Consider the following 24,067-nt stretch of genomic DNA (forward strand, 5'->3'; position numbering starts at 1 on the left):
CCGGGCTTCGGCTTCCCGGATCACCCGCAACAGCAGATCGAACGGGAGATCCGCGGCCCGTTCGGCCAGGATCCGCTCCATGCCGTCGACGGCACCGGCATCCGCACGCGGCGCGACTCGGCGCAGCATCCCGGTGATCGCCCCCGCCGCGTCCACACTGATCGCACCAGCGGTCAACGCTGCCGCAACATGCGGATTCGTCGGCGGCAACTGCTCACCACTGAGAGCCCGTCGTGGTGCCGTATCGGCACCCACCGCGATCAACTTCGCCGCCTCCGACGCCCGCCCACCGGTGGAGGCGGCGACCAAGTGCGCCGGGTTCAGGAACCCGCGCTTCTTCGCCAACCCCTCTCGACCCAGTTCCACCGAGGAACGCCTGGCTACCTCCGGCGCAGTACGGGACAGCAGTGCTTGCCCGTCACGCACGAGTTGCGCGACAGCATCCGTCACCGCCACCAGCCCGCTGTCCGACATCGACTCCACCGCGGAGACCTCATCAACGCCCGCGGCACCCCCGTTTCCGAGCGCCGCAGTCCATGCAGCACACGCGGCGTCGAGATCCCTCGATAACTGCTGCAGTGGCTTGGACATGACCCAAGTCTTCCAGTCACCACCGACATCCGTACGAGAAATCAACCTACCTTGAACAGTTGAGATTCGAAGATAACTGTGGACGGAGAGAGCCTGCCGAACCGTCAGCGGCCGTCGGCCCTCCGCTTCGCACGCATCCGGGACACCTGCGCGTACACGAGCCCGATGAGGCCGAGCACGACGCCGACGACCGTGGTCGCCGGCACCCACCCGTGGCCCGATGCCGCCAGTGGGGCCGCGAACACCGCCGCCACGACGGATGCGACCACCCAGAGCACGGTGCCGACGCCGAGCGCGGCACGGTCGTCCGTCTTCATGGGCGGCGGATCGGGCAGCCGCTCATTGTCTTTCAGCCACAGTCGCATCGCTCGGGTCGCCCCCTTCCGAACCGCCCAGTGTGAGCCTCAGCCGATGTGCTCCACGACGTATTCGATGCAGCGGATGAGCTGCCGAACATCCTCTGGGTCGACCGCTGTGAACGTCGCCACACGCAGTTGGTTGCGTCCGAGCTTGCGGTACGGCTCCGTGTCGACGACGCCATTCTCACGGAGCACCGCGGCGATCTGCGAGGCATCAACGTCGTCGAAGTCGATCGTGACGACGACCTGAGAGCGGTTCTCCGGATCTTCGACGAACGGGTGCGCGTAGGCCACCGAGTCCGCCCACTCGTACAGTGCGCCGGAGGACTCCGCGGTGCGCGCCGAGGCCCACTGCAGCCCTCCGTTGTCATTGATCCAGTCCACCTGCGCCTCGAGCATGACAAGCGTGGCCAGAGCGGGCGTATTGAGCGTCTGGTTGAGACGCGAGTTGTCCACGGCCTGCTTGAGGCTGAGGAAGTCCGGGATGTAGCGGTCGGATGCCGCCACACGCTCGACGCGCTCCAGTGCTGCAGGCGAGAACAGCGCGAGCCACAGGCCGCCGTCGGAGGCGAAGTTCTTCTGCGGGGCGAAGTAGTAGACATCCGTCTCGGATGCGTCGAAGTCGATGCCGCCTGCCGCGCTCGTCGCATCGATGACCGTCAGCGCCCCGTCGTCGCCCCGCACGCGGCGCACCGGCGCCATCACCCCGGTGGAGGTCTCGTTGTGCGGCCAGGCGTAGACGTCCACGCCCTCGACCGGCTCAGGAGTGCTGCGCGAGCCGACCGGCGCCTCGATCACGTGCGGCTTCTGCAGCCAGGGAGCGGATGCCGCCTTCGCGAACTTCTGGCTGAACTCGCCGTAGACGAGGTTCTCCGATCGGTGTTCGATGAGGCCGAAGGCGGCAGCGTCCCAAAACGCGGTCGAGCCGCCGTTGCCGATGATCACCTCGTAGCCGTCCGGAATGCGGAAGAGCGCCTCGACGCCCTCGCGCACGCGGCCGACGAGGCCGCGTACCGGAGCCTGTCTGTGGGATGTTCCGAGCAGCGTCGACTGGGCGGCGACCAGCGCGTCGACCTGGGCCGGTCGCACCCTCGACGGGCCGCTTCCGAACCGGCCGTCAGCGGGCAGAAGGGACTCGGGAATCGCGATCGCAGGCATGGCGTTCAGTTTAGGGCGGCATGCATCCCCTTCCTGCTCGGATGAGCGCCCGTGCGGACGTAGACAGGCGTCGGTGCCGCTGCGGCGCGCCGGTAGGCTGGAAAAGGCGCCTTCGGCCGCCGGCTGAGAGAACCACAAGGGGAAGCGATGACCGACCTCGTCGACACCACCGAGATGTATCTGCGCACGATCCTCGACCTCGAGGAGGAGAACATCGTGCCGCTGCGCGCTCGCATCTCGGAGCGTCTAGGCCACTCGGGCCCCACGGTGTCGCAGACGGTCGCCCGCATGGAGCGTGACGGACTCGTCGTCGTCTCCGACGACCGGCATCTCGAGCTGACCCCCGAGGGGCGCCGCCGTGCCGTGCACGTCATGCGCAAGCACCGTCTGGCGGAGCGGTTGCTGTCGGATGTGATCGGTCTCGAGTGGGAGTACGTGCACGAGGAGGCGTGCCGTTGGGAGCACGTGATGAGCGAGCAGGTCGAGCACAAGATCCTCGACATCCTCGGGCACCCGACGGAGACTCCCTACGGCACCCCGATCCCTCGTATCGAAGACGAGGGCATCGGTCTGCACCGGGTTTTCCTGAACGGGGTGCGGAACGTGGTGGATGCGACGTCCGGTTCCGATGAGCGTGTCAACGCGACGATCAGGCGGCTGGGTGAGCCCGTGCAGTTCGAACCGGAGCTGCTCGCGCAGTTGCGGCAGGCGGGCATCTTCCCCGGATCGACGGGCACATTCTGGCGTTCCGGCTCGTACGTGGCGATGCAGATCGACGGCTACACCGAGGCGCTCGAGCTTCCGAGCGAGGTGGCGAGCCACATTTTTGTGGCGGCGTAGCGCTTTCCGTCCCCAGCGCCCATCGGTCCACAGGCGAGGAAAACGCCTCGAAAACGATGTGACAAATTGGTAACGGTCCCGTATCGTCGTACGAGTCCACAGACCAGCACCCGGTCGTCGGACCCGGCCCAAGACGCTCCCGAAAGCCCGTCTCTTGAGCCTGCGAAGCCGAACTCCTCGTGAGATCTCGGACGGGGTGGCTACCTAGTGCCAGCGGAGCGCCGGAGGTTCACACCTTGGCAACATTAGGTACGAGCGGTCTTCCCGAGGACCGCGACCCGAGTACTACAGGCAAGGCGAACGACTCGAACGACTCCCTATACGCATCGGCCGCAGTGTCGCGGCGAAGCCTCAGGATCTCGGAACGTGCCGGTTCGCGCCGTGTTCAGCGGGCATCCACCGCCGTCGAGTCCGCCTCAGGCGCCAAGGGCTCCTCGACGCCCGCCGGCAAGCGCAAGCGTCGGTTGCGGCCCCTCGCCAATCTCGCGGTCATGGCGATCGCCGGCGGCATCGTGGCCACCATCGCGATTCCCGCCTACGCGTTCAATCCGCAGACGTCGAACCAGGCATCCTTCGGCACCTCGGCCATCGACACCCTGAAGAAGACGCACTCGCAGTCGGTCAGCGTGTCCAACGCGGTCAGCGGACCGGTGACGGCCGTCGACACGTTCAGTGCGACCACCGAACAGCAGCTCGCGGAACAGAAGGCGGCGGCAGCGGCCGCTGCCGCGAGGGCAGCGGCCGCCAAGCAGATGGAAGCGTACGGGGCGGCATACAACGGCCCCAGCGCGGCCGACTACTTGAAGAACCCGCCGTACCCCAACTTCAGCCTCGCTCAGGTGTTCAACGTCGCGAAGCAGTACATCGGCACGCCGTATGTGTACGGCGGTGACACGCCGGCCGGCTTCGACTGCTCCGGCTACGTCATGTTCGTCTACGCGCAGTTCGGCATCTCATTGCCGCACTCGGCTGCCGCGCAAGGCGCGATGGGAACACGCATCTCGATTCAGGATGCACAGCCCGGCGACGTCGTCATCATGCTCGGTGGCGCGCACGACGGCTTCTATGCAGGCAACGGCAACATCATGGACGCGCCAGACGTGGGTCGCAGCATCTCCATCAGACCGATCTGGACGGACGATTACTACATCGTCCGCTTCGGCATCTGAGCGGTGATGCCGCTCATCCGATGAGCAAAGGGCCTATCAGGCCAGAGATCGGCGTGCCACAACGGCGTGGCACGCCGGTCCTGCGTCCGCGACCCGGAGGTCACCGTGCCTTCGACCTCATTTTGAAACGGGCGCCGCGCTCACGGCGACAGGTGCAGTCGCACTGATCTGCGGCCGGAGGTCGAGCCGTCGAAGCAATTGCGCGTTCAGCGCCACGACGATCGTGGAGAGCGACATCAGGATCGCCCCGACCGACGTCGGCAGCACGAAGCCGATCGGTGCGAGCACCCCGGCGGCGAGCGGCACGGAGATCAGGTTGTAGCCTGCCGCCCACCACAGGTTCTGCTTCATCTTGGCGTAGCTGCGGCGCGACAGCTCGATGACCGAGAGCACCGAGCGCGGGTCGTCGCTGGCCAGGATGACTCCGGCTGACGCGATGGCGACATCCGTACCTGCGCCGATCGCGATCCCCACGTCGGCCTGCGCAAGTGCGGGCGCATCGTTCACGCCGTCCCCGACCATCGCCACCCGTCGGCCCTCGTTCTGCAGCTCCTTCACCCTGGCCGACTTGTCCTCGGGACGCACTCCCGCGAAATAGCGGTCGATGTCGAGCTCCGTGGCGACGGTCCGCGCAACCTGTTCGGCGTCGCCGGTGATCATGACTACCTGGATGTTCCTGCCCCGCAGAGCCTGGACCGCCTGCCTCGATTCCTCGCGCACCTCGTCCTGCAGCTCGAGCGCGCCGATCGCTTCGCCGTCCGCGAGCACATGCAGGACGATGCCACCGTTCTCGCGCCAGTGATCGACCTCGTCGAGCTCGGCAACGTGCTCCTGTTCGAGCAGATTCGGACCGCCCACCTGAACGCGTGAGCCGTCGACATCCACCGAGACGCCGACCGCCGGCGAAGACTCGAAGCCCGTGCCCCTCGGAATCCGGAGCCCGCGCTGCTGCGCCGCACGGACGATCGCCCGTGCAAGAGGATGCTCGGAGTCGGCCTCCGCCGCCGCGGCAAGTGCCAGCACCTCGGCTTCGTCATGCACGCCCGCCGCCTGCACGCGCGAGACGGTCGGCTCGCCCTTGGTGAGCGTGCCAGTCTTGTCGAAGAGCACGGTGTCGATGATCCGCATGCTCTCCAGCGCGAGTCGATCCTTGATCAGTACGCCGCCGCGTGCCGCACGTTCCGTCGCGATGGAGACGACGAGCGGGATCGCCAGTCCGAGCGCGTGAGGGCACGCGATCACGAGCACCGTGATGGTGCGGACGACGGCCTCGTCGGGCAGGCCGATCGCGGTCCACACGATGGCCGTGATGATGCCGGAGCCGAGGGCGAACCAGAACAGCCATCCGGCGGCGACATCGGCGATGCGTTGCGCGCGCGAACTGGAGCTCTGCGCGTCACGCACCAGCTGCTGGATGCCCGCCAACGCCGTGTCGTCGCCCACCGCAGTCACGCGCATCCGCAGTCCTGAGTCCGTTGCGACGGTTCCTGCGACCAGGTGGTCGCCGACCCGGCGGGTGACGGTGCGGGATTCGCCGGTGATCATTGACTCGTCCACGCTCGCCGAGCCTTCGACGATGTCGCCGTCCGCTGGCACTCGGCCGCCTGGGCGGATGACCACGAGGTCGTGCACGCGCAGTTCGCTGGGCGGGAGCGAGACGGTTCGGCCATCCTCGATGCGCTCGGCCTCATCGGGGAGGAGTGCGGCGAGCGAATCGAGCGCCGACGTGGTCTGCGCCAGCGAGCGCATCTCGATCCAGTGGCCGAGCAGCATGATCACGATCAGCAGTGCCAGCTCCCACCAGAAGTCGAGGCCGTGGTCGAGCACCCCGAGGCTTGCGCCCCACGATGCGAGGAAGGCGACGGTGATGGCGAGCGCGATGAGCAGCATCATGCCTGGCTTCAGGGCACGAAGCTCACTGGCAGCACCGGTCAGGAACGGCCTGCCGCCCCAGACGTACATCACCGTGCCGAGAACAGGGGAGATCCAGGCGACCCACGCGGCGTCCGGCAGCCGGTAGCCGATGATCATCGCGAACATCGACGAGAACGCCGCCACCGGAACGGCGAGGATCAGCATGACCCAGAACAACCGGCGGAACTGCGCAAGGTGATCGCCGTGGCCGGCGTGGCCTGTGTGCCCGGCGTGTTCGCTGTGGCCGACGTGCTCCGTCGCATCGTGTGCGTTGTGCATGGTTACGGGGTGTGCGGCGCGGTCCGTCGCGTTCTGCATCTCGTCCATGTCGTGCACAACAAATACCCCCACTGGGTATTCCCCGGGTCCGGTCGTGCGGCTTCGTGCGCTCGGATGCTGTCGGTTACCGGAAGGTGAACAGCTCCGGGCCTGGCTCGGCGGACGGCGTGCCACGAAAGCGTGCTGCAAACATCCTGCGTTACCCTGTAGCCCTGATCATGTTCGTCCGCGATCCTCTGGAGCACTCCCGCATGGGAAACCTTCGGCATCACAGCCACCACTGCTTCCACCACCACTGTGCGTGGAATCGCTAGGCGTCGTCATCCTGACGGCGCCTTTTTTGTTGCCTGTGATGCCGGATGCTCGTAACTGAGGACCGCGGACGAATGCGAGAGATACGGAAAGCCATTCCGATCTATCGAGAGGACGTCGATGCGCACACTGGTGCTGAACGCGGGATATGAGCCGCTGGCCGTCGTGAGTTTCAAGCGAGCGTTGGCGCTCGTGATGAGCGCCAAGGCGACGGTCGTGGAGGTGGATGCCGAGCATCCGGTCTGGAGCGTCGACGCGGTCTTCGACCGACCGTCGGTCATCCTGCTCACGCGTTACGTGCACCTGCCGCACGGTCGAGCCGTTCCGGTCTCGCGTCGCGGAGTGCTGCGCAGGGACGGCCACCGCTGCGCGTACTGCGGCAAGTCGGCGACGACCATCGACCACGTGCTGCCCAAGTCGCGCGGGGGAGCGGATGCCTGGGACAACCTCGTCGCCTGCTGCCTGCGCTGCAACAACGTGAAGGGCGACCGCACAGCCGCCGAGATGGGCTGGTCGCTGCGGTCGGCCCCTCGCATGCCTCACGACCCCGCGTGGATGGTGCGCGGCGTGGAGCACGCGCTGCCGGAGTGGCAGGGGTACCTCGCGCCTGCCGCATGAGGCGCGACGGTCCGCCTTCAGCCCGCTAAACTTGTCGGGCCAGCCTCTGTAGCTCAATGGAAGAGCAGTTCCGTCCTAAGGAAACGGTTGGGGGTTCGAGTCCCTCCAGGGGCACCACGGTTACGTGATCGCCGACATCCGCTCGAAGGACGCATCGGCAGCGTTGAGACGCTAGCTGTCTGTCCCGTGGTCGGGACAAGTGTATTGATGTGATCGAGTACGGGTCGTCGATTGTTTCGTCGGTACGGAGTACTTTGGCGCAGTGCCGAACCGCCCCGATGTCCCCGACTTGACGCCGCTCGATGCCCAATTCGCCATGATCATTGCGATGACCGTGCGCAACGCCATGGAGGACTTTCACGTACAGAACCTGACCGATGCGCAGATGGCCGAGTTGAACCCGATCATCCGCAACGCCATCGCCACTGCCCTACACGCCAGGACCAACATCCTGCATCACCGAGCTGCGCGCGACTTTCTAGGGTTTCAGGAGCGGCTTATTCCGAACTACTGGGAGGCGCCGGAACTTCTAGACGATTATCTCGAAAGTTGGGAGTGGGCGGCTCAGCATCCTCAGCACGAAGACCGATGTGCTCATTGCCAGCGTGTGATTTTGGATATCGGTGCCGCGGGTAAGCCTCGGTGGATCCACCTTTCGGCAGACGGCGGGACAAACGTCGGATGCCGCGCGGCATCGTTCGAGCCGGCGCGCGGTTGGGACGAATCACTCGACCGCAAGTGGAAGGCTCGCCCGGTAGCTCGTGGTCGATCTGTGTGAGAGGAGGGATTGCATGACTCGCTTTGCGTTCGATACCGAGCGACGTGCGGTGGTGCGCGTCTTGTCCACTGTTGAGGGCGATGTAGCGCGTCCGACGTGGTGATAGTCGATGGATCCGTGTCTGAAGACGCTGCCCGAGAGATGGCTCGGACGCTCACCTCGCTCGCCCACGCATCGTGGCGGACCTACACCCATCCAGCCTCGGCAGCGATGGACGATCTGTCCCCGAATACTTAAGGCTGGTGTCGGGAGGTTGCGCGCGACGCGCTCGCCAAGGTCGGCGAGACAATACGGCATCCCAATCTCTCATCGGGCGGATCGATCCTTCAGTCATATATTCCGGCGGAGGAGGCCGCGCACGCACTCGGACGCGCGTTGCGCGGTACCGCTTCGCCCGAGCTGGTCGGGGTGATTGTTGCAGAAGCCGAGGCGGAGGTGAATGCAATCGAAGCGCGGAGTCGGGAACCTTCGCTGGTAGATCGGCACAGGCCATCCTGCTCACTCGCGCCGAAGCGTCCCCTGGACAAGTTGCCGCCGCAGATGAGTTGCTTAGCGCCGATCCTCTTGGCTCGAGGGAGCTGCAAACTCGACTCCATCTCAGCATCGCGAAGTTCTCGGTTTGGAGCGATAAGTCGAGCGGGTGGTGAGGGCCTCCGCGAGTGCCACCCACTGGGATAGCGCTCCAGTTGGTGGTAAGCGAATGCCCCGAAAGAGCACCGCAGTGTCCTACTGCGCGCAGCGTTCCCGCCCCGCGGCCGCGACATTAGCCTGGTCGCGACGGCTCCGGGGGTGGAGGTCAGCACCATGGATGAGCGACGGCGGCTTCTCGAGCGCGTGTTCTCCCGGGAAGGCGCGGCGGAGCATCCGGAAGAGCATCGGGACCCGGTCACCGGCGAGACGGTGCGCATGACTCCGAGCCAGTGGGCTCTTGCCAAATACGACTGGCTGCACGCGAACACGCGTGAAGACGCCGCCGATTCGGAGCCGACGGATGCCGACAGGCGCGGCGCAGACGGGGACGTCGCCGCGCCGGACGCAAGTGCGGACATCCGCTCGCCCGAGGAAGAGCAGGACTCCGGCCGGGGCCACGTGCGTAGGGCGCTGCCGTATCTCGCCGCCGTCGGTGCGTTCCTGCTCGGCGTGGTGCTGACGATGGGGGTCGAAGCGGCGCTCGGGCCGCGGTCGCATCCGGAGAGCACTGTCGACAGTGCTGTGCGGGGCGGTGTAGCTCCCAGCCCGGGCGACGGTGACGAAGCGGCGACACTCGTGGCCGTGACGCGGTACTTCGCGAACACGCCGCGCGTCGACGACCTCCCCGCCGACGCCACCCGGGGATTCGACGCGACCTCGTTCCATCTGGTCACCGGGAGCGCGCACACCAAAACAAGGAACGCGATCTACGCCGCGCGCCGTCTCGACGGCGAGTACTGCCTCGTGGTGGTGGCGGATGCCGAGCGCGCGGCGGAGACGTGCGGCACCCTGGACGACATCGCACGGCACGGGCTCAGCCTGACGACCGACGTGGCGTCCGCGATCCGCACGGGAACGTTCGCGGTCACGGTGATCTGGGCGACCGACGGCACCATCAGCTGGAAGACGGGACCGTTTGGCGATTGACGAGCCGAGCCTCAGCGCTTCGCCAACGTGCCGATCTTGGATCCGCCGTCGTCGTACACGACGAGATCGTCGCCGGAGCGCTTCGCTGTCGATGCCTTGTTGAACCACGTGGTGACCCCGGGGCATGCCATCATCGTCGACGCGAAATGGCCGAACGAGAACCGGCTGCCCGAGACGGTGCCCTTGCCGGTCACGCGATTGCAGCCATCCGTGCCGTGAAACGTGCCGTCCTGTTCGATTCTTACGTTTGCCTGGCCGGAGCGCGTCGAACCCCACGATCCGGTGAAGTCGGAGGATGCCCCACTGCACGCCGCCAGCGTGACGGTGAGGATGCCTGCCACCAAGAGAGCCGGAGCCCAGTGCGTCGCCTTCATGTCGGCATCCTGCACCTCTGGCGGCCGATGCGCGGCTATGTTAGTTTGTCAGCACAAATGGTGATACGGTGCTGAGAACAGGACATCGGTGACGAGGGAGCGGCGCACACATGACCGAGACGGACGGGACGCCGGCCTTCGACCTGATCACGTTCGGCCGCATCGGCGTCGACATCTATCCGCTGCAAGACGGCGTCGGACTCGAAGAGGTGCAGACCTTCGGCAAGTACCTCGGCGGCAGTGCCACCAACGTCGCGATCGCCGCCGCACGCCACGGGCTCCGGAGCGCCGTGATCACCGGAACCGGGAACGACCCGTTCGGTCGCTACGCACACCTCGAGCTGAAGAGACTGGGCGTGGACGACCGGTTCGTCAAGACCGTCCCTGAGCTGAACACTCCCGTCACGTTCTGCGAGATCTTCCCGCCCGACGACTTTCCGCTCTACTTCTACCGGGAGCCGATCGCGCCCGACCTGACGATCACGCCGGAAGACCTCGACCTCGACGAGATCAGCAGCGCGCGCATCTTCTGGGCGACGGTGACCGGGCTCTCTCGTGAACCGAGCCGAGCAGCGCACCACGTGGCGTGGGATGCCCGTGGCCGGCGGCCGCTCACGGTGCTCGATCTGGACTACCGGCCGATGTTCTGGGCATCCCCGGAGGCGGCGACGGCCGAGGTCGGGCGTGCGCTCGAGCAGGTCACCGTCGCGGTCGGCAACCGCGAGGAGTGTGCGATCGCGGTCGGCGAGACGGATCCGCACCGGGCGGCGGATGCCCTGCTGGAGCGGGGAGTCGAGCTCGCCGTCGTGAAGCAGGGCCCGCGCGGCGTGCTGGCCAAGACACAGGAGGAGACCGTGGAGGTGCCGCCGTTCGCGGTGCAGGTCGTGAACGGCCTGGGCGCCGGGGACGGGTTCGGCGGCGCGCTGTGCCACGGCCTGCTGCAGGGCTGGGACCTGCGCCGGATCATCCGCTTTGCGAACGTCGCCGGGGCCATCGTCGCCAGCCGGCGCGAGTGCTCCACCGCCATGCCGACCACGGCAGAGGTGGACGAGCTCATCAAGGAGGCCGACGGTGTCCGCGTCTGACGTCACAAGCGCCGCCGAGTCCCGCACGAGCAACGTGCCGATCGCTGCGGATGACTTCGCCCGGCTGAGGGCTGCGCGACAGCGCGATCCGGCATCCATCGCCACCGCGCTTCAGGCTCGCACCCGTCGCCCGCTCGTGAGCGACGACGGACGGCTGTTCATCGTGGCCGCCGATCATCCGGCACGCGGCGCGCTGGGCGTGCGCGCGAACCCGCTCGCCATGGCGAACCGATACGACCTGCTGCAGCGCCTCGCGCTCGCGCTGTCACGTCCGGGCGTGGACGGCGTGCTCGGCACGCCCGACGTCATCGAAGACCTCGCCCTGCTCGGCGCGCTCGACGGCAAGATCGCCGTCGGCTCGATGAACCGCGGCGGCCTGCGCGGCGCCGCCTTCGAGATGGACGACCGGTTCACCGGGTATGACGTCGACTCGATGATGAGCTCCGGGCTGGATGCCGCCAAGCTGCTCGTGCGCGTGAACCTGCAGGACCACGCGACGGCGGGCATCCTCGAGAACACGGCGAACGCCGTCACGCAGTCCGCACGGGCCGGCCTGCCGATCATGCTCGAGCCCTTCATGAGCGAGTGGGTCGGCGGGCGCATCGCGAACGACCTCTCGACGGATGCCGTCATCACCTCGGTCGCGATCGCCTCGGGTCTCGGTGCCTCGTCCGCCTACACCTGGCTGAAGCTGCCCGTCGTGGCCGAGATGGAGCGGGTGATGGAGGCGACAACGCTGCCCACGCTGCTGCTCGGCGGGGACTCGGATGCCGATCCCGACGAGACGTACGCGTCGTGGGCATCCGCTCTGGCGCTGCCGGGTGTGCACGGCCTCGTCGTCGGTCGCACGCTGCTGTACCCCCACGACGACGACGTCGAGCAGGCCGTGGACATCGCCGCCGCCCTCGTGCACGGGCGGTGACCGCAGCGCTGCGCTGACGGCATTCAGTTCGACGAAGACTTCACCCACAGAAGGAAATACCATGACGAACATCACCGAAGCCCCCGCCGCGGCCGAGACCGGCACGCAGCTCCCCGTCGTTGCGCACTGGATCGACGGCGCCGAGTATCCGTCGGCGAGCGGACGCACCGCACCCGTCTACAACCCGGCAATCGGCGTGGAGACGAAGCGCGTCGCGCTGGCGGACCAGGCCGAGATCGACGCCGCGATCGCGTCGGCCCAGCGCGGGTTCGAGGAGTGGAGCGGGTACTCGATCGCGAAGCGGCTGACGGTGCTGTTCAGGTTCCGGGAGCTGCTGAACGAGCGCAAGGGCGAACTCGCCGAGATCATCACGTCGGAGCACGGCAAGGTACTCTCCGACGCGCTCGGCGAGATCAACCGCGGTCAGGAGGTCGTGGAGCTCGCGACCGGGTTCCCGCACCTGACGAAGGGCGAGTTCAGCGAGGGCGCTTCGACCGGGATCGACGTGTACTCGATCAAGCAGCCGCTCGGCGTGGTCGGGCTGATCAGCCCGTTCAACTTCCCGGCGATGGTGCCGATGTGGTTCTTCCCGGTGGCGATCGCGGCAGGCAACGCCGTCGTGCTCAAGCCGAGCGAGAAGGACCCGTCCGCGTCGCTGTGGATCGCGAAGCTGTGGAAGGAGGCCGGGCTTCCGGACGGCGTCTTCACGGTGCTGCAGGGCGACAAACTCGCCGTCGACGGCCTGCTGAACAGCCCGGTCGTGCAGTCGATCTCGTTCGTCGGGTCGACGCCGATCGCGCAGTACATCTACGAGACGGCGGCGAAGAACGGCAAGCGGGTCCAGGCGCTCGGCGGCGCCAAGAACCACATGCTCGTGCTGCCGGATGCCGACCTCGACCTCGTCGCCGACCAGGCCGTGAACGCCGGATACGGTGCAGCCGGCGAGCGGTGCATGGCCGTCTCGGTGGTGCTGGCCGTGGATGGGCCCCCACGGGCCGGTTCCGGCGCGTCGCGCAGCGACGTGACGGCCGAGCCCGTAGGGACCGTCGCGGACGAGCTGATCGGCAAGATCTCCGAGCGCATCGACCGGCTGAAGGTGGGCAACGGGGTCGGCGGGCCGGACGGTGAGCCGGACCTGGGCCCGCTCATCTCGGCGGAGCACAAGAAGAAGGTGTCGGGCTATGTCGACATCGCCGAGGCGGACGGCGCGAAGATCGTGGTCGATGGCCGCACCTGCACTGTCGAGGGCGGTGAGGACGGCTTCTTCTTCGGCCCCACCCTCATCGACGACCTGCCGACGACGTCGCGTGCGTACCAGGAGGAGATCTTCGGCCCCGTGCTCCAGGTGGTGCGGGTGAAGACATTCCAGGAGGGCATCGACCTCATCAATTCAGGCCAGTTCGGAAACGGCACCGCCATCTTCACGAACGACGGCGGCGCGGCACGCCGCTTCCAGAACGAGGTGCAAGTCGGCATGATCGGCATCAACGTTCCGATCCCGGTTCCGGTGGCATACCACTCCTTCGGCGGCTGGAAGAACTCGTTGTTCGGCGACGCGAAGGCGTACGGCGTGCACGGGTTCGACTTCTTCACGAGGGAGAAGGCGGTCACGAGCCGCTGGCTCGACCCGGCGACGCACGGTGGCATCAACCTCGGGTTCCCGCAGAACGACTGACCGAGACGTTTCCCCGCAGAACGACTGACGAACGAAAGGCATCGCGTCACGATGGCTGTGCGCAATGAGTGGTTCTTTCCCCGTGGGGCGCTGAGCTCGGGCCCGTGGGAATCCGTGGTCGACGGGAGCATCGACGGATGGCGGCACACGGGCATCCGCATCGCTGACGTCGACGACGCAGGCGTCGAGCTGCCCGCCGCAGACGTCGAGCGCATCGTGGTGCCGTTGTCCGGCGCGTTCCGGGTGGAGCACGAGGGCAGGACGACCGAGCTAGAAGGCCGCGCCGGCGTGTTGGACGGGCCGACCGACATCCTCTACGTCGGATGCGGCGAGGGTCTGCGCATCAGTGCCCCAGCCGGTGGCCGCGTCGCCGTCGCCGAGGCCGTGACCACCGTGCGCAAGTCCAGTGCCTACCTGCCGAAGGCCGACGTGCCGGTCGAGATCAGGGGTGCAGGACGCGACACGCGTCGGGTGCACAATTTCGGCTCACCCGACGCGCTGGATGCCGCGGCCATCATCGCGTGCGAGGTCGTGACACCCGCGGGCAACTGGTCATCGCATCCCGCGCACAAGCACGACGAGGATGTCCCTGGTCACGAGTCGCGGCTCGAGGAGATCTACTACTTCGAGGCGGCGCCGCACTCCGGCCTGAACGCGCCGGCGAACGCGGATGCGTTCGGCACCTTCGCCGCGTACTCCTCGCCGGCCGGAGACATCGACACCGGTGCGATGGTGCGAACGGGCGACATCGCCCTGGTGCCGTTCGGCTACCACGGCCCGGCCGCCGCTGCGCCGGAGTACGACCTGTACTACCTCAACGTGATGGCCGGCCCCGGCGAGAACCGCGAATGGCTGATCAGCGACGACCCGCGGCAGAGCTGGATCCGCAAGGCGTGGGAGAGCCGGCTCCCCGACCCGCGGCTCGCGGAGGCCCAGCACCAGAAAGCCCAGAACGGAGCACACCGATGACGACACGACGGATGACGGTCGGACAGGCGCTCGTCGAGTTCCTCGGCCACCAGTGGACGGTCGACGGCGACGTGCGCGAGCGTACGGTGCCGGGCATCCTCGGCATCTTCGGACACGGCAACGTGGCGGGGCTCGGCCAGGCGCTGAAGCAGTACAACGTACTCGATCCGACGCTGCTGCCATATCACCAGGCCCGCAACGAGCAGGCCATGGTGCACCAGGCGGTCGGGTTCGCGCGCGTGCACCGGCGGCGCGCCACGCTCGCGGCGGCGGCATCCGTCGGCCCCGGCGCGGCGAACATGCTCACCGGAGCTGCGCTCGCCACGGCGAACCGGATGCCCGCGCTCCTGCTCCCGAGCGACACGTTCGCCACGCGGGTCGCCGACCCCGTGCTGCAGCAGCTGGAGCATCCGCACGACATCGGCCTGCAGGTGACGGACGCGTTCCGTCCGCTGTCGCGGTTCTTCGACCGGGTGCAGCGGCCGGAGCAGCTGTTCTCCATCGCGCTCGCCGCTATGCGGGTGCTGACCGACCCGGCCGAGACGGGCGCCGTGACGATCGCGCTGCCGGAGGACGTTCAGGCCGAGGCGATCGACGTGCCGGTGGAGTTCCTGCAAGAGCGGGAGTGGCACATCCGTCGTCCGCTGCCGGAGAAGTGGGCGCTGGATGCCGCGGTGGCGGCGATCCGCGGGGCGAAGCATCCGTTCATCGTCGCCGGCGGCGGGGTCATCTACTCCGGCGCGGAGGATGTGTTGCGTGCGCTCGTGGAGGCGACGGGCATCCCGGTCGGAACGAGCCAGGCCGGCGGGGGAGCGCTGAACTGGGACCACCCGCAGTACCTCGGCGGCGTCGGTGCGACCGGAACGACGGCCGCGAACCGGCTGGCCGAGGAGGCCGACGTCGTGATCGGCATCGGCACCAGGTACAGCGACTTCACCACAGCGAGCCGCACGGTATTCCAGAACCCGGGTGTCACATTCGTGAACGTGAACGTCGCGCCCTTCGACGCGTACAAGCACGGCACACAACTGCCGGTGATCGCGGATGCCCGCGAAACGCTGACGGCGCTGCTCCAGGCCCTCGAGGGCTACCGTGTCGAGCCCGGGTACGCCCAGCGCATCGAGCGGGAGAAGCGCGAGTGGGACGCCGTCGTGGACGCCGCGCTGTTGCCGACCGGTGCGGAACTGCCCGGACAATCCGGCCCGCAGCTCCCCAGCCAATCGCAGATCATCGGCGCCGTGCAGTCGGCCAGCGCACCGCGGGACATCGTCGTGCAGGCCGCGGGGTCGCTGCCGGGGGACCTGCACAAGCTGTGGCGGGTGCGGGATCCGCTCGGGTACCACGTGGAGTACGCGTTCTCGACCATGGGATACGAGATCGCGGGTGGCCTGGGCGTCAAGCGCGGACTCGAGGCGCTCGGCGATGACCGCGACGTCATCGTCATGGTCGGCGACGGCTCCTACCTCATGCTTCACAGCGAGCTCGCTACGGCAGTCGCCGAGGGCATCAAGATCATCGTGGTGCTCATCCAGAACGAGGGCTTCGCCTCGATCGGGCACCTCTCTGAGACGGTCGGGTCACAGCGGTTCGGCACGCGCTACCGATACCTGAACCGCGACGAGCTCAACTTCGAGTCCGGCGACCTGCTCGACGCGGTCGACCTCGCCGCCAACGCGCGCAGCTATGGGATCGACGTGATCGAGATCGAACCGGGAGCGGATGCCACCAGCCGGCTGCACGACGCGGTCGCGGTGGCGAAGGCCAGCCGGGCATCCACGCTCATCCACATCCACTCCGACCCGTTCGCGTACGCCCCGGACGGCGAAGGATGGTGGGACGTGCCGGTCGCACAGGTCTCCGAGCTGGAGAGCACCAGGCAGGCGTACGACGAGTACGTCGAACAACGCGCGAAGCAGCGGCCCCTGCTGGGTCGTGAGGAGGCAGGCGAATGAGTGAGACGCAGCGGATCGCGGTGATCGGCGCGGGTGTGATGGGAAGCGATCACGCCCGCACGATCGCGACGAAGATCCACGGTGCGGAGCTCGCCGCCGTCGCCGACATCGATCTGGGCCGTGCGCAGGCGCTCGCGGCCGAGCTCGGCGCCCGCTTCGCCACCGCGAGCCCAGCCGAGGTGATCGGCAGCGACCAGGTGGACGCCGTTCTGGTGGCATCCCACGACTCGACACACACCGAGCTCGTGCTGGCGTGCATCGCAGGGGGCAAGCCCGTGCTGTGCGAGAAGCCCCTTGCGCTCGATCTCGACGACTGCGCTCGCATCATCGCGGCGGAGCGCAGCGCTGGTCGCCGGCTGGTCTCCGTCGGGTTCTCCCGGCGCTTCGATCCGGCGCTCGTCGAGCTCAAGGCGGCACTGGATGCCGGCGAGATCGGCCGCGCGCTGCTCGCGCACGCGGTGCACCGCAACGTGTCGAGCGATCCGTCAGGCGACTCAGCGTCGACCGTGCTGAACTCGGCGATCCACGAGCTGGACCAGACGCCCTGGCTGTTCTCCTCCCCGGTCACCGAGGTGAGCTGGCACGCGCCGGCGAGCACGGGCCTGCTTCCAGGGCGCCAGGACCCGCAGCTGCTGCTGATCCGCACAGCGGACGGTGCCCTGACCACTGTCGAGGTCTTCGTGAACGCCGTGTACGGCTACGACGTGCGTCTCGAGGTCGTCGGGGAGACCGGCACGCTGGCGCTGGGGCATCCGGCCGCCGTTGTGCGCGACACCGCGCTGACCCGCCAGACCAGGTATCCCGCCGACTGGCGCCCGCGGTACGCCGCGGCGTACCGGGCCGAGGTGCAGAGCTGGGTCGACGCGATCCGAGGCACGTACGACGGGTCCGCGCTCGCCGACGCCGTCGACGGCTATCGGGCGACCGCCGTCGCGCACGCGGTCATCGCGTCCATGGGCACGGACGGCCGAACGGTCATTGTCGACTACCCGCACGCCGAACTCACGCCAGCCGCCGAACCCTTCGCCCAAGGAGTCTGACTCATGACCAGTGCCAGCGAGGCCAAGATCGCCGCAGCCCCGATCTCGTGGGGCGTCTGCGAAGTGCCCGGATGGGGATACCAGCTGAACCCGCAGCGGGTGCTCACCGAGATGGCCGAGCTCGGGTTCTCGGCCACCGAGTTCGGGCCGATCGGATTCCTGCCCGACGAACCGGCCCGCAAGGCGGAACTGCTCGCGGGCTTCGGTCTGGCGGCGACCGGCGGCTTCGTCCCGGTCGTGTTGCACGACACGGGGCACGACCCCGTTCCCGAGGTGGAGGCCGAGCTTGCCGCGTACGCGCCATCCGGTGCATCCGTCCTCGTGCTTGCCGCCGCTACCGGCGTCGAAGGGTACGACTCCCGCCCGGAGCTCGACGAGACCGGCTGGGACACGCTGCTGGCCAATCTCGACCGGCTGCGGAAGACGGCGCAGGATGCCGGAGTCGAGGCGGTGCTGCACCCTCACGTCGGCACCATGGTCGAGACATCCGCCGACCTCGACCGGGTGCTGGCCGGTTCGAGCATCCCGCTGTGCCTGGACACCGGCCACCTGCTGATCGGTGGTACCGACCCGGTCGCGTTCGCTGCGGCGCACGCCGACCGCATCGCCCACGCGCATCTCAAGGATGTCGACGAGGCCGTCGCCCACACCGTGCAGTCGGGCGAGCGCAGCTACTACGACGCCGTGATCGCAGGGCTATACCGTCCGCTGGGGCAGGGCGACATCGACGTGCGGAGCATCCTCGCCAGCCTCCGCGATGCGGGATACGAAGGCTGGTTCGTGCTCGAGCAGGACAACGTGCTGCGCGCAGAGCCGGAGCCGGGCGCCGGTCCGATTCTGGATGCCCGTTCCTCGGTCGCCTACCTGCGCTCCACGCTCGCGGAGCTCGCCGTGTAGCAGGTTGCTACAATGCGGGTATGGCCAGTTCGATGCCGATACGTGTGGATGGCGAGCTTTTCGATGCCGCGAAATCCGTCGGCGCAGTCGCCAATAGGAGCGCGGGGCAACAGCTTGCCTACTGGGCTCGGATCGGACGTGAGCTCGAGTCTTCTCCAGGAACGAGCCTTCGCGACATCCAGCGAGTGCTTGCGGGGAACGCGTCATACGACGAGCTCGGCGAGCGCAACCAGGCGGTGGTAAGAGCGATCTGGGATGAGCAGATGGAGGCCCGGCGTGCTCACCTGGATCTGGCTGCCGAGTTCACGCGGGCAGGTCGGTCGTGGACGGAGGCGGACGAGAGCGGTCGCGCGATCGTTCGCGACCCGGACGCCTGATCGGTGCCCGTTCTCCATCTTGTCGCCGGTCCCAACGGTGCTGGCAAGTCGACGTACGTCGAGCGGATCCTCGGTCCGGTGACGAATTTGCCGTTCGTGAACGCGGATCTCATTGCGGCCGAGCGATGGCCGGGAGCTGAGTCCGATCACGCGTATGAGGCGTCGCGAGCAGCAGCTGACCTGCGTTCCCAGCTGGTCGCGGCAAATGCTTCATTCATCACCGAGACGGTGTTCAGCCATTCCAGCAAGGTGGATCTCGTGGACGGAGCCAGTGCCCGCGGCTACCTCGTGCATCTGCATGTCCTACTGGTACCGGTCGACGTGGCGGTGGGCCGCGTCGCCGAACGGGTACGCAATGGGGGTCACGGGGTTCCCGAGCAGAAGACCCGCGAACGGTATGGCAGGCTCTGGGACCTCATCGTTCGAGCGCGCGCCACCGCCGACCGGACAGAGTTCCTCGATAACAGCTCCGCAAGGCATCCGTTCCGCCGCGTCGCACTATACGAACACGGGCTGCCGATCGGCAGAGCCGAATGGCCCGCTTGGGCACCCGCGGTGCTCGTCGACTGACGGCCGGTCTCGCCGCTAAGCCGAGTGTCTCGACCGGTCAACCAGAGCGTGGCAGTGGGTCGAGCAACGTCAGTTTCCATAGACGCCGAGACGTCGCACATCGGCCCCGTAGCCCGCGAAAAGTGCGATTACTTCCTCGTTGCGCTCGCGCGACAGCGCAGCTGTACCTCGCCTCGAGAACTCGGATAGTGCTTTTCGTAGAGGGCCAGCTCCTGCCACCACTGCAGTCGCGGCTCCGCCGACTGTTGAGTCTTTTCCTTTCGCATATACGACCGCGTCGGGATGCGAATACAACACGCAGGTCTCGAACCAGGGGGAAGCGCCCGTGCTCAACCTCACGAGGTCCGAAACCCGTTGTGCCTGCCGTCGCACCTGTGCGCACGGCGACTCGCCTTCTAAGTGAGCGCGCACGGTAATGATCCCTGGGGCATCCCTCACCATTTGGATAGCGAAGGGCGCATTCAAGGTGGACTCATCGAAGAGCGAGCCAAATGCCGCATGGACGCTGCTCGGGCGACGGCCGTCGAAGACAACACCGCGCCATCCCTTGTTCTCGATGACCAAGGCGCCGGTCTCGGTGATGAGGATGTGGTCCACCTGGGCGACGAACTGACGAGACCTGGGCGCGTCTGTCGGTACGAAGACGATGTTGCTGACAAGGCACCCGTCGAGCTTTAGGTCGGTGCATGCATCCAGGATCATGTTCAGTGAGCCTTCATCCCACTTCAAGCCGGTTGCGACCATCCTTCGACTTTGTTCCGCCTCTTCGAGTGCCGCCTCGATGCGCATTTCAAGGTCACGAATCCGGCTCGCATGCGCCGCTTCACGGGTTTCGGTCGCGTATCGGTGAGCTGAATCCGCCGCCGCAACCTCCTCCAGGTGTGCGTTCGCCTGCGCTTCCAGCTGCGCGCGCGACCGCTGTCGCTGACGACGCAGAATGAGGAACAACGTGCTGACGGCCAACGCCAACACGAGGATCAATGTCCAGAGCACGGTCAGGTAGGGCATGGGTCCAGCCGAGCACATGCGACCGACAAACACTGCGTTAGCCGGCTCGGCGTTCTGCCGGTACAACCCTCAGTTGTTGACGAGCGTGATCTCGAACGCGTAGAGGTCGGGCCGGTAGCAGTGCCGGCCGAACTCGACGGCCTTGCCGTTGTTGTTGTACGCGGTGCGGTCCATGGTGAGCACGGGGCCGTGCGGCTTGAGGTCGAGCAGCTCGCTCTCCTCATGGCTGGCCGCGCGGGCACCGATGCGCTGGTGCGCCACGCTGATCAGCGTGCCGCGTGCCCGCATCAGCTGGTAAAGGCCGCGCGTCTTGAGGTCGTCCTCGGAGATGTCGGCGAATTCCTGCGGCAGAAAGTTCTCCAGCACCGCCAGCGCGACCCCGTCGGATGACCGCACCCGCCGTACGTGCAGCACCGGCGATCCCTTCGGCAGCGACAGCATCTCCGCGATCGTCTCGTCGGCCTCGATCATCTCGCGGGTGAGGAGCGTGGTGCCTGGATGCTTGCTCCCGCGCTCCAGGTCGTCGTACAGGCTGGTCAGCTCGACCTTGCGGGTGAGGGGCCGCTGCACGACCTGGGTGCCGATGCCGCGCCTGCGCACCAGCAGGCCCTTGCCCACGAGCTCCTGGATGGCGCGACGGACGGTCGGCCGCGACAGCCCGAGGCGCTCGCCAAGTGCGATCTCGTTCTCCAGACGGGCGCCGGGCGCCAGTGTGCCGTCGGCGATCGCACGCTCGATCTTCGTGGCCACCTGGAAGTACATCGGGATCGGCCCGGACCGGTCGATGTCCATGAACAGTTCGGACGGCAGGGTGGTCTGCTCGGCGATCGTGTCCGGCATTTGCGCTCCCTCTGACGCGGGCGTCCTGTCACGAGGACGTGACAAAGTGCGCCATTTGTCAGGAGTTTACGTCATATAGCGGCGGGTGGCGGCATCGAAACGGGGGCAAGCGGGGGCGTATCCGCTTCCCGGACGGGGAGACGCACGAGGTCGCGGCAGGGAGCACGACGCGCCGACGACCGCTGTGACGGGTGTCGCTGCCGTGGGGTGACGCGGAATCGCAGCCAGTTGGGGTGAACACAGCCAGTTGGAGTGGCTCTATTCGCGCGAACTGGCTGCGATCGCCGTCCCGGGGGAGCGGGCAGCGCGTCCACCGGATCGTATACGATGTGAACGGCAGGCGAGGAAGTGGAGCTGCGATGGATTCCGACCGACGCGAGGCGATCGCCGACGAATTGTTCGCGGCGCACCAGGCCAGGAGCATCCTGCCGCGGCTGACGGCGCGCAACCCCGACATGACCGTCGAGGACTCGTACGCGATCCAGAGCCTGTGGGCCAAGCGACGAATGGACGCCGGCCGCATTGTCGCGGGGCACAAGATCGGACTCACATCCAAGGCCATGCAGGCGGCCACCGGCATCACCGAACCCGACTACGGGGTCATCTTCGACGATCAGGTTTACGCATCCGGATCCACCGTCGAGTCCGACGCGTTCTCCAACGTGCGCATCGAGGTGGAGCTCGCATTCGCGCTGAGCAAGCCGCTCTCGGGCGACGGATGCACCGTGGACGACGTTCTCGACGCCACCGAATACGTCGTGCCTGCGCTGGAGATCCTCAACTCGCATCTCGAGTTGGAGGGCCGGACCATCGTGGACACCATCGCGGACAACGCCGCGCTCGGCGTCATGGTCGTCGGCGACGTGCACGTGGCCCCTCGCGACATCGACATGCCGTGGGTGGCCGCGGTGCTCGACCGGAACGGCGAGATCGAGGAGACGGGCGTCGCGGCCGGCGTGCTCGGGCATCCGGCTCTCGGGGTCGCCTGGCTCGCCGGGAAGCTCGCGCAGCACGGAGCGGGTTTGGCTGCCGGTGAGCTCGTGTTGGCCGGGTCATTCACGAGACCGATGTGGGTGAGGCGCGGCGACCTGGTTCGTGCGGAGTATCGTGCGGGCGATCGATCGATGGGAGAGGTGACATGCCGGTTCGATTGACGCTTCCGCCTACGCTGCCGCAGGTTCTGGCGCAGACCGCGCGTCCACTGGCGGGCATGTGGGTCGTGTCGGCCAGCCCGCTGATCGCGGAGATCGCCGCGGGCAGCGGGCTCGACCTGCTGCTCATCGATGGTGAGCATTCCGCGAACTCGCTGCAGAGTATCCAGCTGCAGCTCCAGGCGACGGCCGCCTATCCCGTGACGTCGATGGTGCGCGTGCCGTTCGGCGACACGGTGCTGATCAAGCAGTACCTCGACCTCGGCGCGCAGAACCTCATCGTGCCCATGGTCGACAGCGCTGAGCAGGCGGCCGAAGTTGTGCGTGCCGTTCATTATCCGCCACACGGCGTGCGGGGCGTCGGCAGCGCGCTCGCCCGCAGTGCCAGGTGGAACCGCGTCGACGGATACCTCGGTCGCGCGGCCGAGCACGTCTCGCTGACCGTGCAGATCGAGTCGACGTCCGCGGTCGAGAGGGCCGAGGACATCGCCGGGGTCGACGGTGTTGACGCGCTGTTCGTCGGTCCGAGCGACCTCTCTGCATCCATGGGCCTTCTCGGGCAGCAGACCCACGCCGACGTCGTGGCAGCGGTCGAGCATGTCATCGAGGTGGGTCGCACGGCCGGACGACCGGTCGGGGTGAACGCGTTCGACCTCGACATGGCGCAGCACTACCTGGATGCCGGTGCCCGTTTCGTCTTCGTCGCAGCCGATGTCGCGCTGCTGGCGCGGGCATCCGAGGCACTGGCCGACCGGTTCTGCGCGCCGAGCGAACCGGATGCCGGCGGCACGGCACCGCGATCCAGTTACTGAGCGAGGACTTTCATGAGCACCGAGAACACGACCACCGTCGAGCCGCTTTCCGCCGAACTGCTCGCGTCGCTAGAGGGAGTGGCGACCGCGACGCTGAGCGCCGCTCTCCGCAGTCGCGGCTACACGGACATCTTCATCGAGGGTGCGCTGCCGATGCGACCAGGAGCGCGGATGGTGGGGGTCGCCCGCACGCTCCGATTTGTGGCGTTCCGTCCCGACCTGTTCGCCGAGCACGGCGGCGGGTTCAACGCCCAGAAGCGCGTGTTCGACTCGGTGAACCCGGGAGAGGTCATCGTGATCGAGGCGCGCGGCGAGCGGGGCACCGGCACGGTCGGCGACGTGCTGGCGCTGCGGGCGCAGACGCGGGGTGCCTCGGGCATCGTCACCGACGGGGGAGTGCGGGATGCCGAGCAGGTGGCATCCTTCGACATCCCCACCTTCGCGCAGGGCGCGCATCCCTCCGTGCTCGGGCGCAGGCACGTGCCGTGGGAGTCCGACGTAGTCGTCACCTGCGGCGGGGCCGCGGTGTGCCCTGGCGATGTGATCGTGGGCGACGGCGACGGCGTCATCGTGATCCCACGGCAGCTCGCCGACGAGGTTGTGGCGCAGGCGGCCGAGCAGGAACGACGGGATGCCTGGATCGCCGATCGAGTCGCCGAGGGCGAGAGCATCGACGGGTTGTTCCCGATGAACGCCGCCTGGCGGGAGCGTTACGAACGCGAGACCGGCGCTGGAGAATAAAAAGCACGAGCATCCGTTC

General features: G+C 67.4%; 23 protein-coding genes, 1 tRNA gene and 1 pseudogene. 18 read left to right on the forward strand and 7 right to left on the reverse strand.

Annotated elements, in window-relative coordinates; genetic code table 11:
* From ACTHNC_RS05475 to serC, 3 genes are all read right to left on the reverse strand, one after another.
* On the reverse strand, positions 1-591 hold a 591-nt coding region (locus ACTHNC_RS05475), incomplete at its 3' end, for a DUF222 domain-containing protein (RefSeq protein ID WP_440293590.1).
* Between the two features lie 104 nt (positions 592-695).
* Positions 696-956, reverse strand: a complete 261-nt coding sequence (locus ACTHNC_RS05480; RefSeq protein ID WP_440293591.1) for a DUF2530 domain-containing protein — start codon at positions 954-956, stop codon at positions 696-698.
* 39 nt (positions 957-995) lie between these two features.
* The gene (serC, locus tag ACTHNC_RS05485; protein WP_440293592.1) at positions 996-2,108 is read right to left on the reverse strand and encodes a phosphoserine transaminase; all 1,113 of its coding nucleotides are present in this window, start codon (positions 2,106-2,108) and stop codon (positions 996-998) included.
* 147 nt (positions 2,109-2,255) lie between these two features.
* On the opposite strand from serC, the gene ACTHNC_RS05490 reads away from it, so the two are divergent.
* Positions 2,256-2,948 (forward strand): metal-dependent transcriptional regulator, encoded by a 693-nt coding sequence (locus tag ACTHNC_RS05490; protein ID WP_440293593.1) that lies wholly within the window; start codon positions 2,256-2,258, stop codon positions 2,946-2,948.
* A 236-nt stretch (positions 2,949-3,184) separates the two neighbouring features.
* Positions 3,185-4,117, forward strand: coding sequence for a C40 family peptidase (locus ACTHNC_RS05495; RefSeq protein ID WP_440293594.1), 933 nt, complete (start codon positions 3,185-3,187; stop codon positions 4,115-4,117).
* 117 nt (positions 4,118-4,234) lie between these two features.
* Here ACTHNC_RS05495 and ACTHNC_RS05500 read toward each other — a convergent pair whose 3' ends face one another.
* Positions 4,235-6,310: a heavy metal translocating P-type ATPase gene (locus tag ACTHNC_RS05500; protein WP_440293595.1), complete on the reverse strand. Its 2,076-nt coding sequence runs from the start codon at positions 6,308-6,310 to the stop codon at positions 4,235-4,237.
* Positions 6,311-6,742: 432 nt separating this feature from the next.
* Here ACTHNC_RS05500 and ACTHNC_RS05505 point away from each other — a divergent pair, with 432 nt between their 5' ends.
* From ACTHNC_RS05505 to ACTHNC_RS05520, 4 genes are all read left to right on the forward strand, one after another.
* Positions 6,743-7,240, forward strand: a complete 498-nt coding sequence (locus ACTHNC_RS05505; protein ID WP_440293596.1) for an HNH endonuclease — start codon at positions 6,743-6,745, stop codon at positions 7,238-7,240.
* 42 nt (positions 7,241-7,282) lie between these two features.
* A tRNA-Arg gene (locus ACTHNC_RS05510) sits at positions 7,283-7,357 on the forward strand.
* Between the two features lie 145 nt (positions 7,358-7,502).
* Positions 7,503-8,018 carry a hypothetical protein gene (locus ACTHNC_RS05515; protein WP_440293597.1) on the forward strand — a complete coding sequence of 172 codons (516 nt, stop codon included), beginning with the start codon at positions 7,503-7,505 and terminating at the stop codon, positions 8,016-8,018.
* Between the two features lie 804 nt (positions 8,019-8,822).
* The gene (locus tag ACTHNC_RS05520; RefSeq protein ID WP_440293598.1) at positions 8,823-9,635 is read left to right on the forward strand and encodes a hypothetical protein; all 813 of its coding nucleotides are present in this window, start codon (positions 8,823-8,825) and stop codon (positions 9,633-9,635) included.
* Positions 9,636-9,646: 11 nt separating this feature from the next.
* Here the strand turns inward: ACTHNC_RS05520 and ACTHNC_RS05525 are convergent, their stop codons facing one another.
* Complete coding sequence (locus tag ACTHNC_RS05525) at positions 9,647-10,009, reverse strand: META domain-containing protein (RefSeq protein ID WP_440293599.1); 363 nt, start codon at positions 10,007-10,009, stop codon at positions 9,647-9,649.
* Between the two features lie 110 nt (positions 10,010-10,119).
* On the opposite strand from ACTHNC_RS05525, the gene iolC reads away from it, so the two are divergent.
* From iolC to ACTHNC_RS05570, 9 genes are all read left to right on the forward strand, one after another.
* Positions 10,120-11,094, forward strand: coding sequence for a 5-dehydro-2-deoxygluconokinase (gene iolC / locus ACTHNC_RS05530; RefSeq protein ID WP_440293600.1), 975 nt, complete (start codon positions 10,120-10,122; stop codon positions 11,092-11,094).
* A gap of 40 nt (positions 11,095-11,134) precedes the next feature.
* Positions 11,135-12,016, forward strand: a complete 882-nt coding sequence (locus tag ACTHNC_RS05535; RefSeq protein ID WP_440293622.1) for a class I fructose-bisphosphate aldolase — start codon at positions 11,135-11,137, stop codon at positions 12,014-12,016.
* A gap of 61 nt (positions 12,017-12,077) precedes the next feature.
* Complete coding sequence (locus tag ACTHNC_RS05540) at positions 12,078-13,691, forward strand: CoA-acylating methylmalonate-semialdehyde dehydrogenase (RefSeq protein WP_440293601.1); 1,614 nt, start codon at positions 12,078-12,080, stop codon at positions 13,689-13,691.
* A 51-nt stretch (positions 13,692-13,742) separates the two neighbouring features.
* Complete coding sequence (iolB, locus tag ACTHNC_RS05545) at positions 13,743-14,660, forward strand: 5-deoxy-glucuronate isomerase (RefSeq protein WP_440293602.1); 918 nt, start codon at positions 13,743-13,745, stop codon at positions 14,658-14,660.
* Positions 14,657-16,612 (forward strand): 3D-(3,5/4)-trihydroxycyclohexane-1,2-dione acylhydrolase (decyclizing), encoded by a 1,956-nt coding sequence (gene iolD, locus ACTHNC_RS05550; RefSeq protein WP_440293603.1) that lies wholly within the window; start codon positions 14,657-14,659, stop codon positions 16,610-16,612. Before iolB ends, iolD begins: the two co-directional genes overlap by 4 nt.
* Positions 16,609-17,652: a Gfo/Idh/MocA family protein gene (locus ACTHNC_RS05555; RefSeq protein WP_440293604.1), complete on the forward strand. Its 1,044-nt coding sequence runs from the start codon at positions 16,609-16,611 to the stop codon at positions 17,650-17,652. Before iolD ends, ACTHNC_RS05555 begins: the two co-directional genes overlap by 4 nt.
* 3 nt (positions 17,653-17,655) lie before the next feature.
* Positions 17,656-18,549 carry a sugar phosphate isomerase/epimerase family protein gene (locus ACTHNC_RS05560; RefSeq protein ID WP_440293605.1) on the forward strand — a complete coding sequence of 298 codons (894 nt, stop codon included), beginning with the start codon at positions 17,656-17,658 and terminating at the stop codon, positions 18,547-18,549.
* A gap of 20 nt (positions 18,550-18,569) precedes the next feature.
* On the forward strand, positions 18,570-18,926 hold the full coding sequence (locus tag ACTHNC_RS05565) for a TA system antitoxin ParD family protein (RefSeq protein WP_440293606.1): 357 nt from the start codon (positions 18,570-18,572) through the stop codon (positions 18,924-18,926).
* A 3-nt stretch (positions 18,927-18,929) separates the two neighbouring features.
* Positions 18,930-19,496 (forward strand): zeta toxin family protein, encoded by a 567-nt coding sequence (locus tag ACTHNC_RS05570; protein ID WP_440293607.1) that lies wholly within the window; start codon positions 18,930-18,932, stop codon positions 19,494-19,496.
* Between the two features lie 69 nt (positions 19,497-19,565).
* Here ACTHNC_RS05570 and ACTHNC_RS05575 read toward each other — a convergent pair whose 3' ends face one another.
* Positions 19,566-20,504 carry a nuclease-related domain-containing protein gene (locus ACTHNC_RS05575; protein WP_440293608.1) on the reverse strand — a complete coding sequence of 313 codons (939 nt, stop codon included), beginning with the start codon at positions 20,502-20,504 and terminating at the stop codon, positions 19,566-19,568.
* A gap of 69 nt (positions 20,505-20,573) precedes the next feature.
* On the reverse strand, positions 20,574-21,344 hold the full coding sequence (locus ACTHNC_RS05580; protein ID WP_440293609.1) for a GntR family transcriptional regulator: 771 nt from the start codon (positions 21,342-21,344) through the stop codon (positions 20,574-20,576).
* Positions 21,345-21,703: 359 nt separating this feature from the next.
* Here ACTHNC_RS05580 and ACTHNC_RS05585 point away from each other — a divergent pair, with 359 nt between their 5' ends.
* The 3 genes and pseudogenes from ACTHNC_RS05585 to ACTHNC_RS05595 form a co-directional block, all read left to right on the forward strand.
* On the forward strand, positions 21,704-22,498 hold the full coding sequence (locus ACTHNC_RS05585) for a 2-keto-4-pentenoate hydratase (protein WP_440293610.1): 795 nt from the start codon (positions 21,704-21,706) through the stop codon (positions 22,496-22,498).
* Positions 22,483-23,307 carry an HpcH/HpaI aldolase family protein gene (locus ACTHNC_RS05590; protein WP_440293611.1) on the forward strand — a complete coding sequence of 275 codons (825 nt, stop codon included), beginning with the start codon at positions 22,483-22,485 and terminating at the stop codon, positions 23,305-23,307. Before ACTHNC_RS05585 ends, ACTHNC_RS05590 begins: the two co-directional genes overlap by 16 nt.
* 45 nt (positions 23,308-23,352) lie before the next feature.
* Positions 23,353-24,048: pseudogene (locus ACTHNC_RS05595) on the forward strand (fumarylacetoacetate hydrolase family protein); the annotation flags it as partial.
* Positions 24,049-24,067: the final 19 nt, after the last annotated feature.

It is taken from the genome of Humibacter sp. (assembly GCF_051954055.1).
GTDB lineage: Bacteria > Actinomycetota > Actinomycetes > Actinomycetales > Microbacteriaceae > Humibacter.

Coding starts and splice junctions, on each gene's coding strand:
- ACTHNC_RS05505 (WP_440293596.1), top strand. CDS start 6,743: ATGCGCACACTGGTGCTGAACGCGGGATATGAGCCGCTGGCCGTCGTG.
- ACTHNC_RS05590 (WP_440293611.1), top strand. CDS start 22,483: ATGCCGGTTCGATTGACGCTTCCGCCTACGCTGCCGCAGGTTCTGGCG.
- ACTHNC_RS05560 (WP_440293605.1), top strand. CDS start 17,656: ATGACCAGTGCCAGCGAGGCCAAGATCGCCGCAGCCCCGATCTCGTGG.
- serC (WP_440293592.1), bottom strand. CDS start 2,108: ATGCCTGCGATCGCGATTCCCGAGTCCCTTCTGCCCGCTGACGGCCGG.
- ACTHNC_RS05555 (WP_440293604.1), top strand. CDS start 16,609: ATGAGTGAGACGCAGCGGATCGCGGTGATCGGCGCGGGTGTGATGGGA.
- ACTHNC_RS05565 (WP_440293606.1), top strand. CDS start 18,570: ATGGCCAGTTCGATGCCGATACGTGTGGATGGCGAGCTTTTCGATGCC.
- ACTHNC_RS05540 (WP_440293601.1), top strand. CDS start 12,078: ATGACGAACATCACCGAAGCCCCCGCCGCGGCCGAGACCGGCACGCAG.
- iolC (WP_440293600.1), top strand. CDS start 10,120: ATGACCGAGACGGACGGGACGCCGGCCTTCGACCTGATCACGTTCGGC.
- ACTHNC_RS05580 (WP_440293609.1), bottom strand. CDS start 21,344: ATGCCGGACACGATCGCCGAGCAGACCACCCTGCCGTCCGAACTGTTC.
- iolB (WP_440293602.1), top strand. CDS start 13,743: ATGGCTGTGCGCAATGAGTGGTTCTTTCCCCGTGGGGCGCTGAGCTCG.
- ACTHNC_RS05500 (WP_440293595.1), bottom strand. CDS start 6,310: ATGCACAACGCACACGATGCGACGGAGCACGTCGGCCACAGCGAACAC.
- ACTHNC_RS05585 (WP_440293610.1), top strand. CDS start 21,704: ATGGATTCCGACCGACGCGAGGCGATCGCCGACGAATTGTTCGCGGCG.
- ACTHNC_RS05520 (WP_440293598.1), top strand. CDS start 8,823: ATGGATGAGCGACGGCGGCTTCTCGAGCGCGTGTTCTCCCGGGAAGGC.
- ACTHNC_RS05525 (WP_440293599.1), bottom strand. CDS start 10,009: ATGAAGGCGACGCACTGGGCTCCGGCTCTCTTGGTGGCAGGCATCCTC.
- iolD (WP_440293603.1), top strand. CDS start 14,657: ATGACGACACGACGGATGACGGTCGGACAGGCGCTCGTCGAGTTCCTC.
- ACTHNC_RS05575 (WP_440293608.1), bottom strand. CDS start 20,504: ATGCCCTACCTGACCGTGCTCTGGACATTGATCCTCGTGTTGGCGTTG.
- ACTHNC_RS05490 (WP_440293593.1), top strand. CDS start 2,256: ATGACCGACCTCGTCGACACCACCGAGATGTATCTGCGCACGATCCTC.
- ACTHNC_RS05480 (WP_440293591.1), bottom strand. CDS start 956: ATGCGACTGTGGCTGAAAGACAATGAGCGGCTGCCCGATCCGCCGCCC.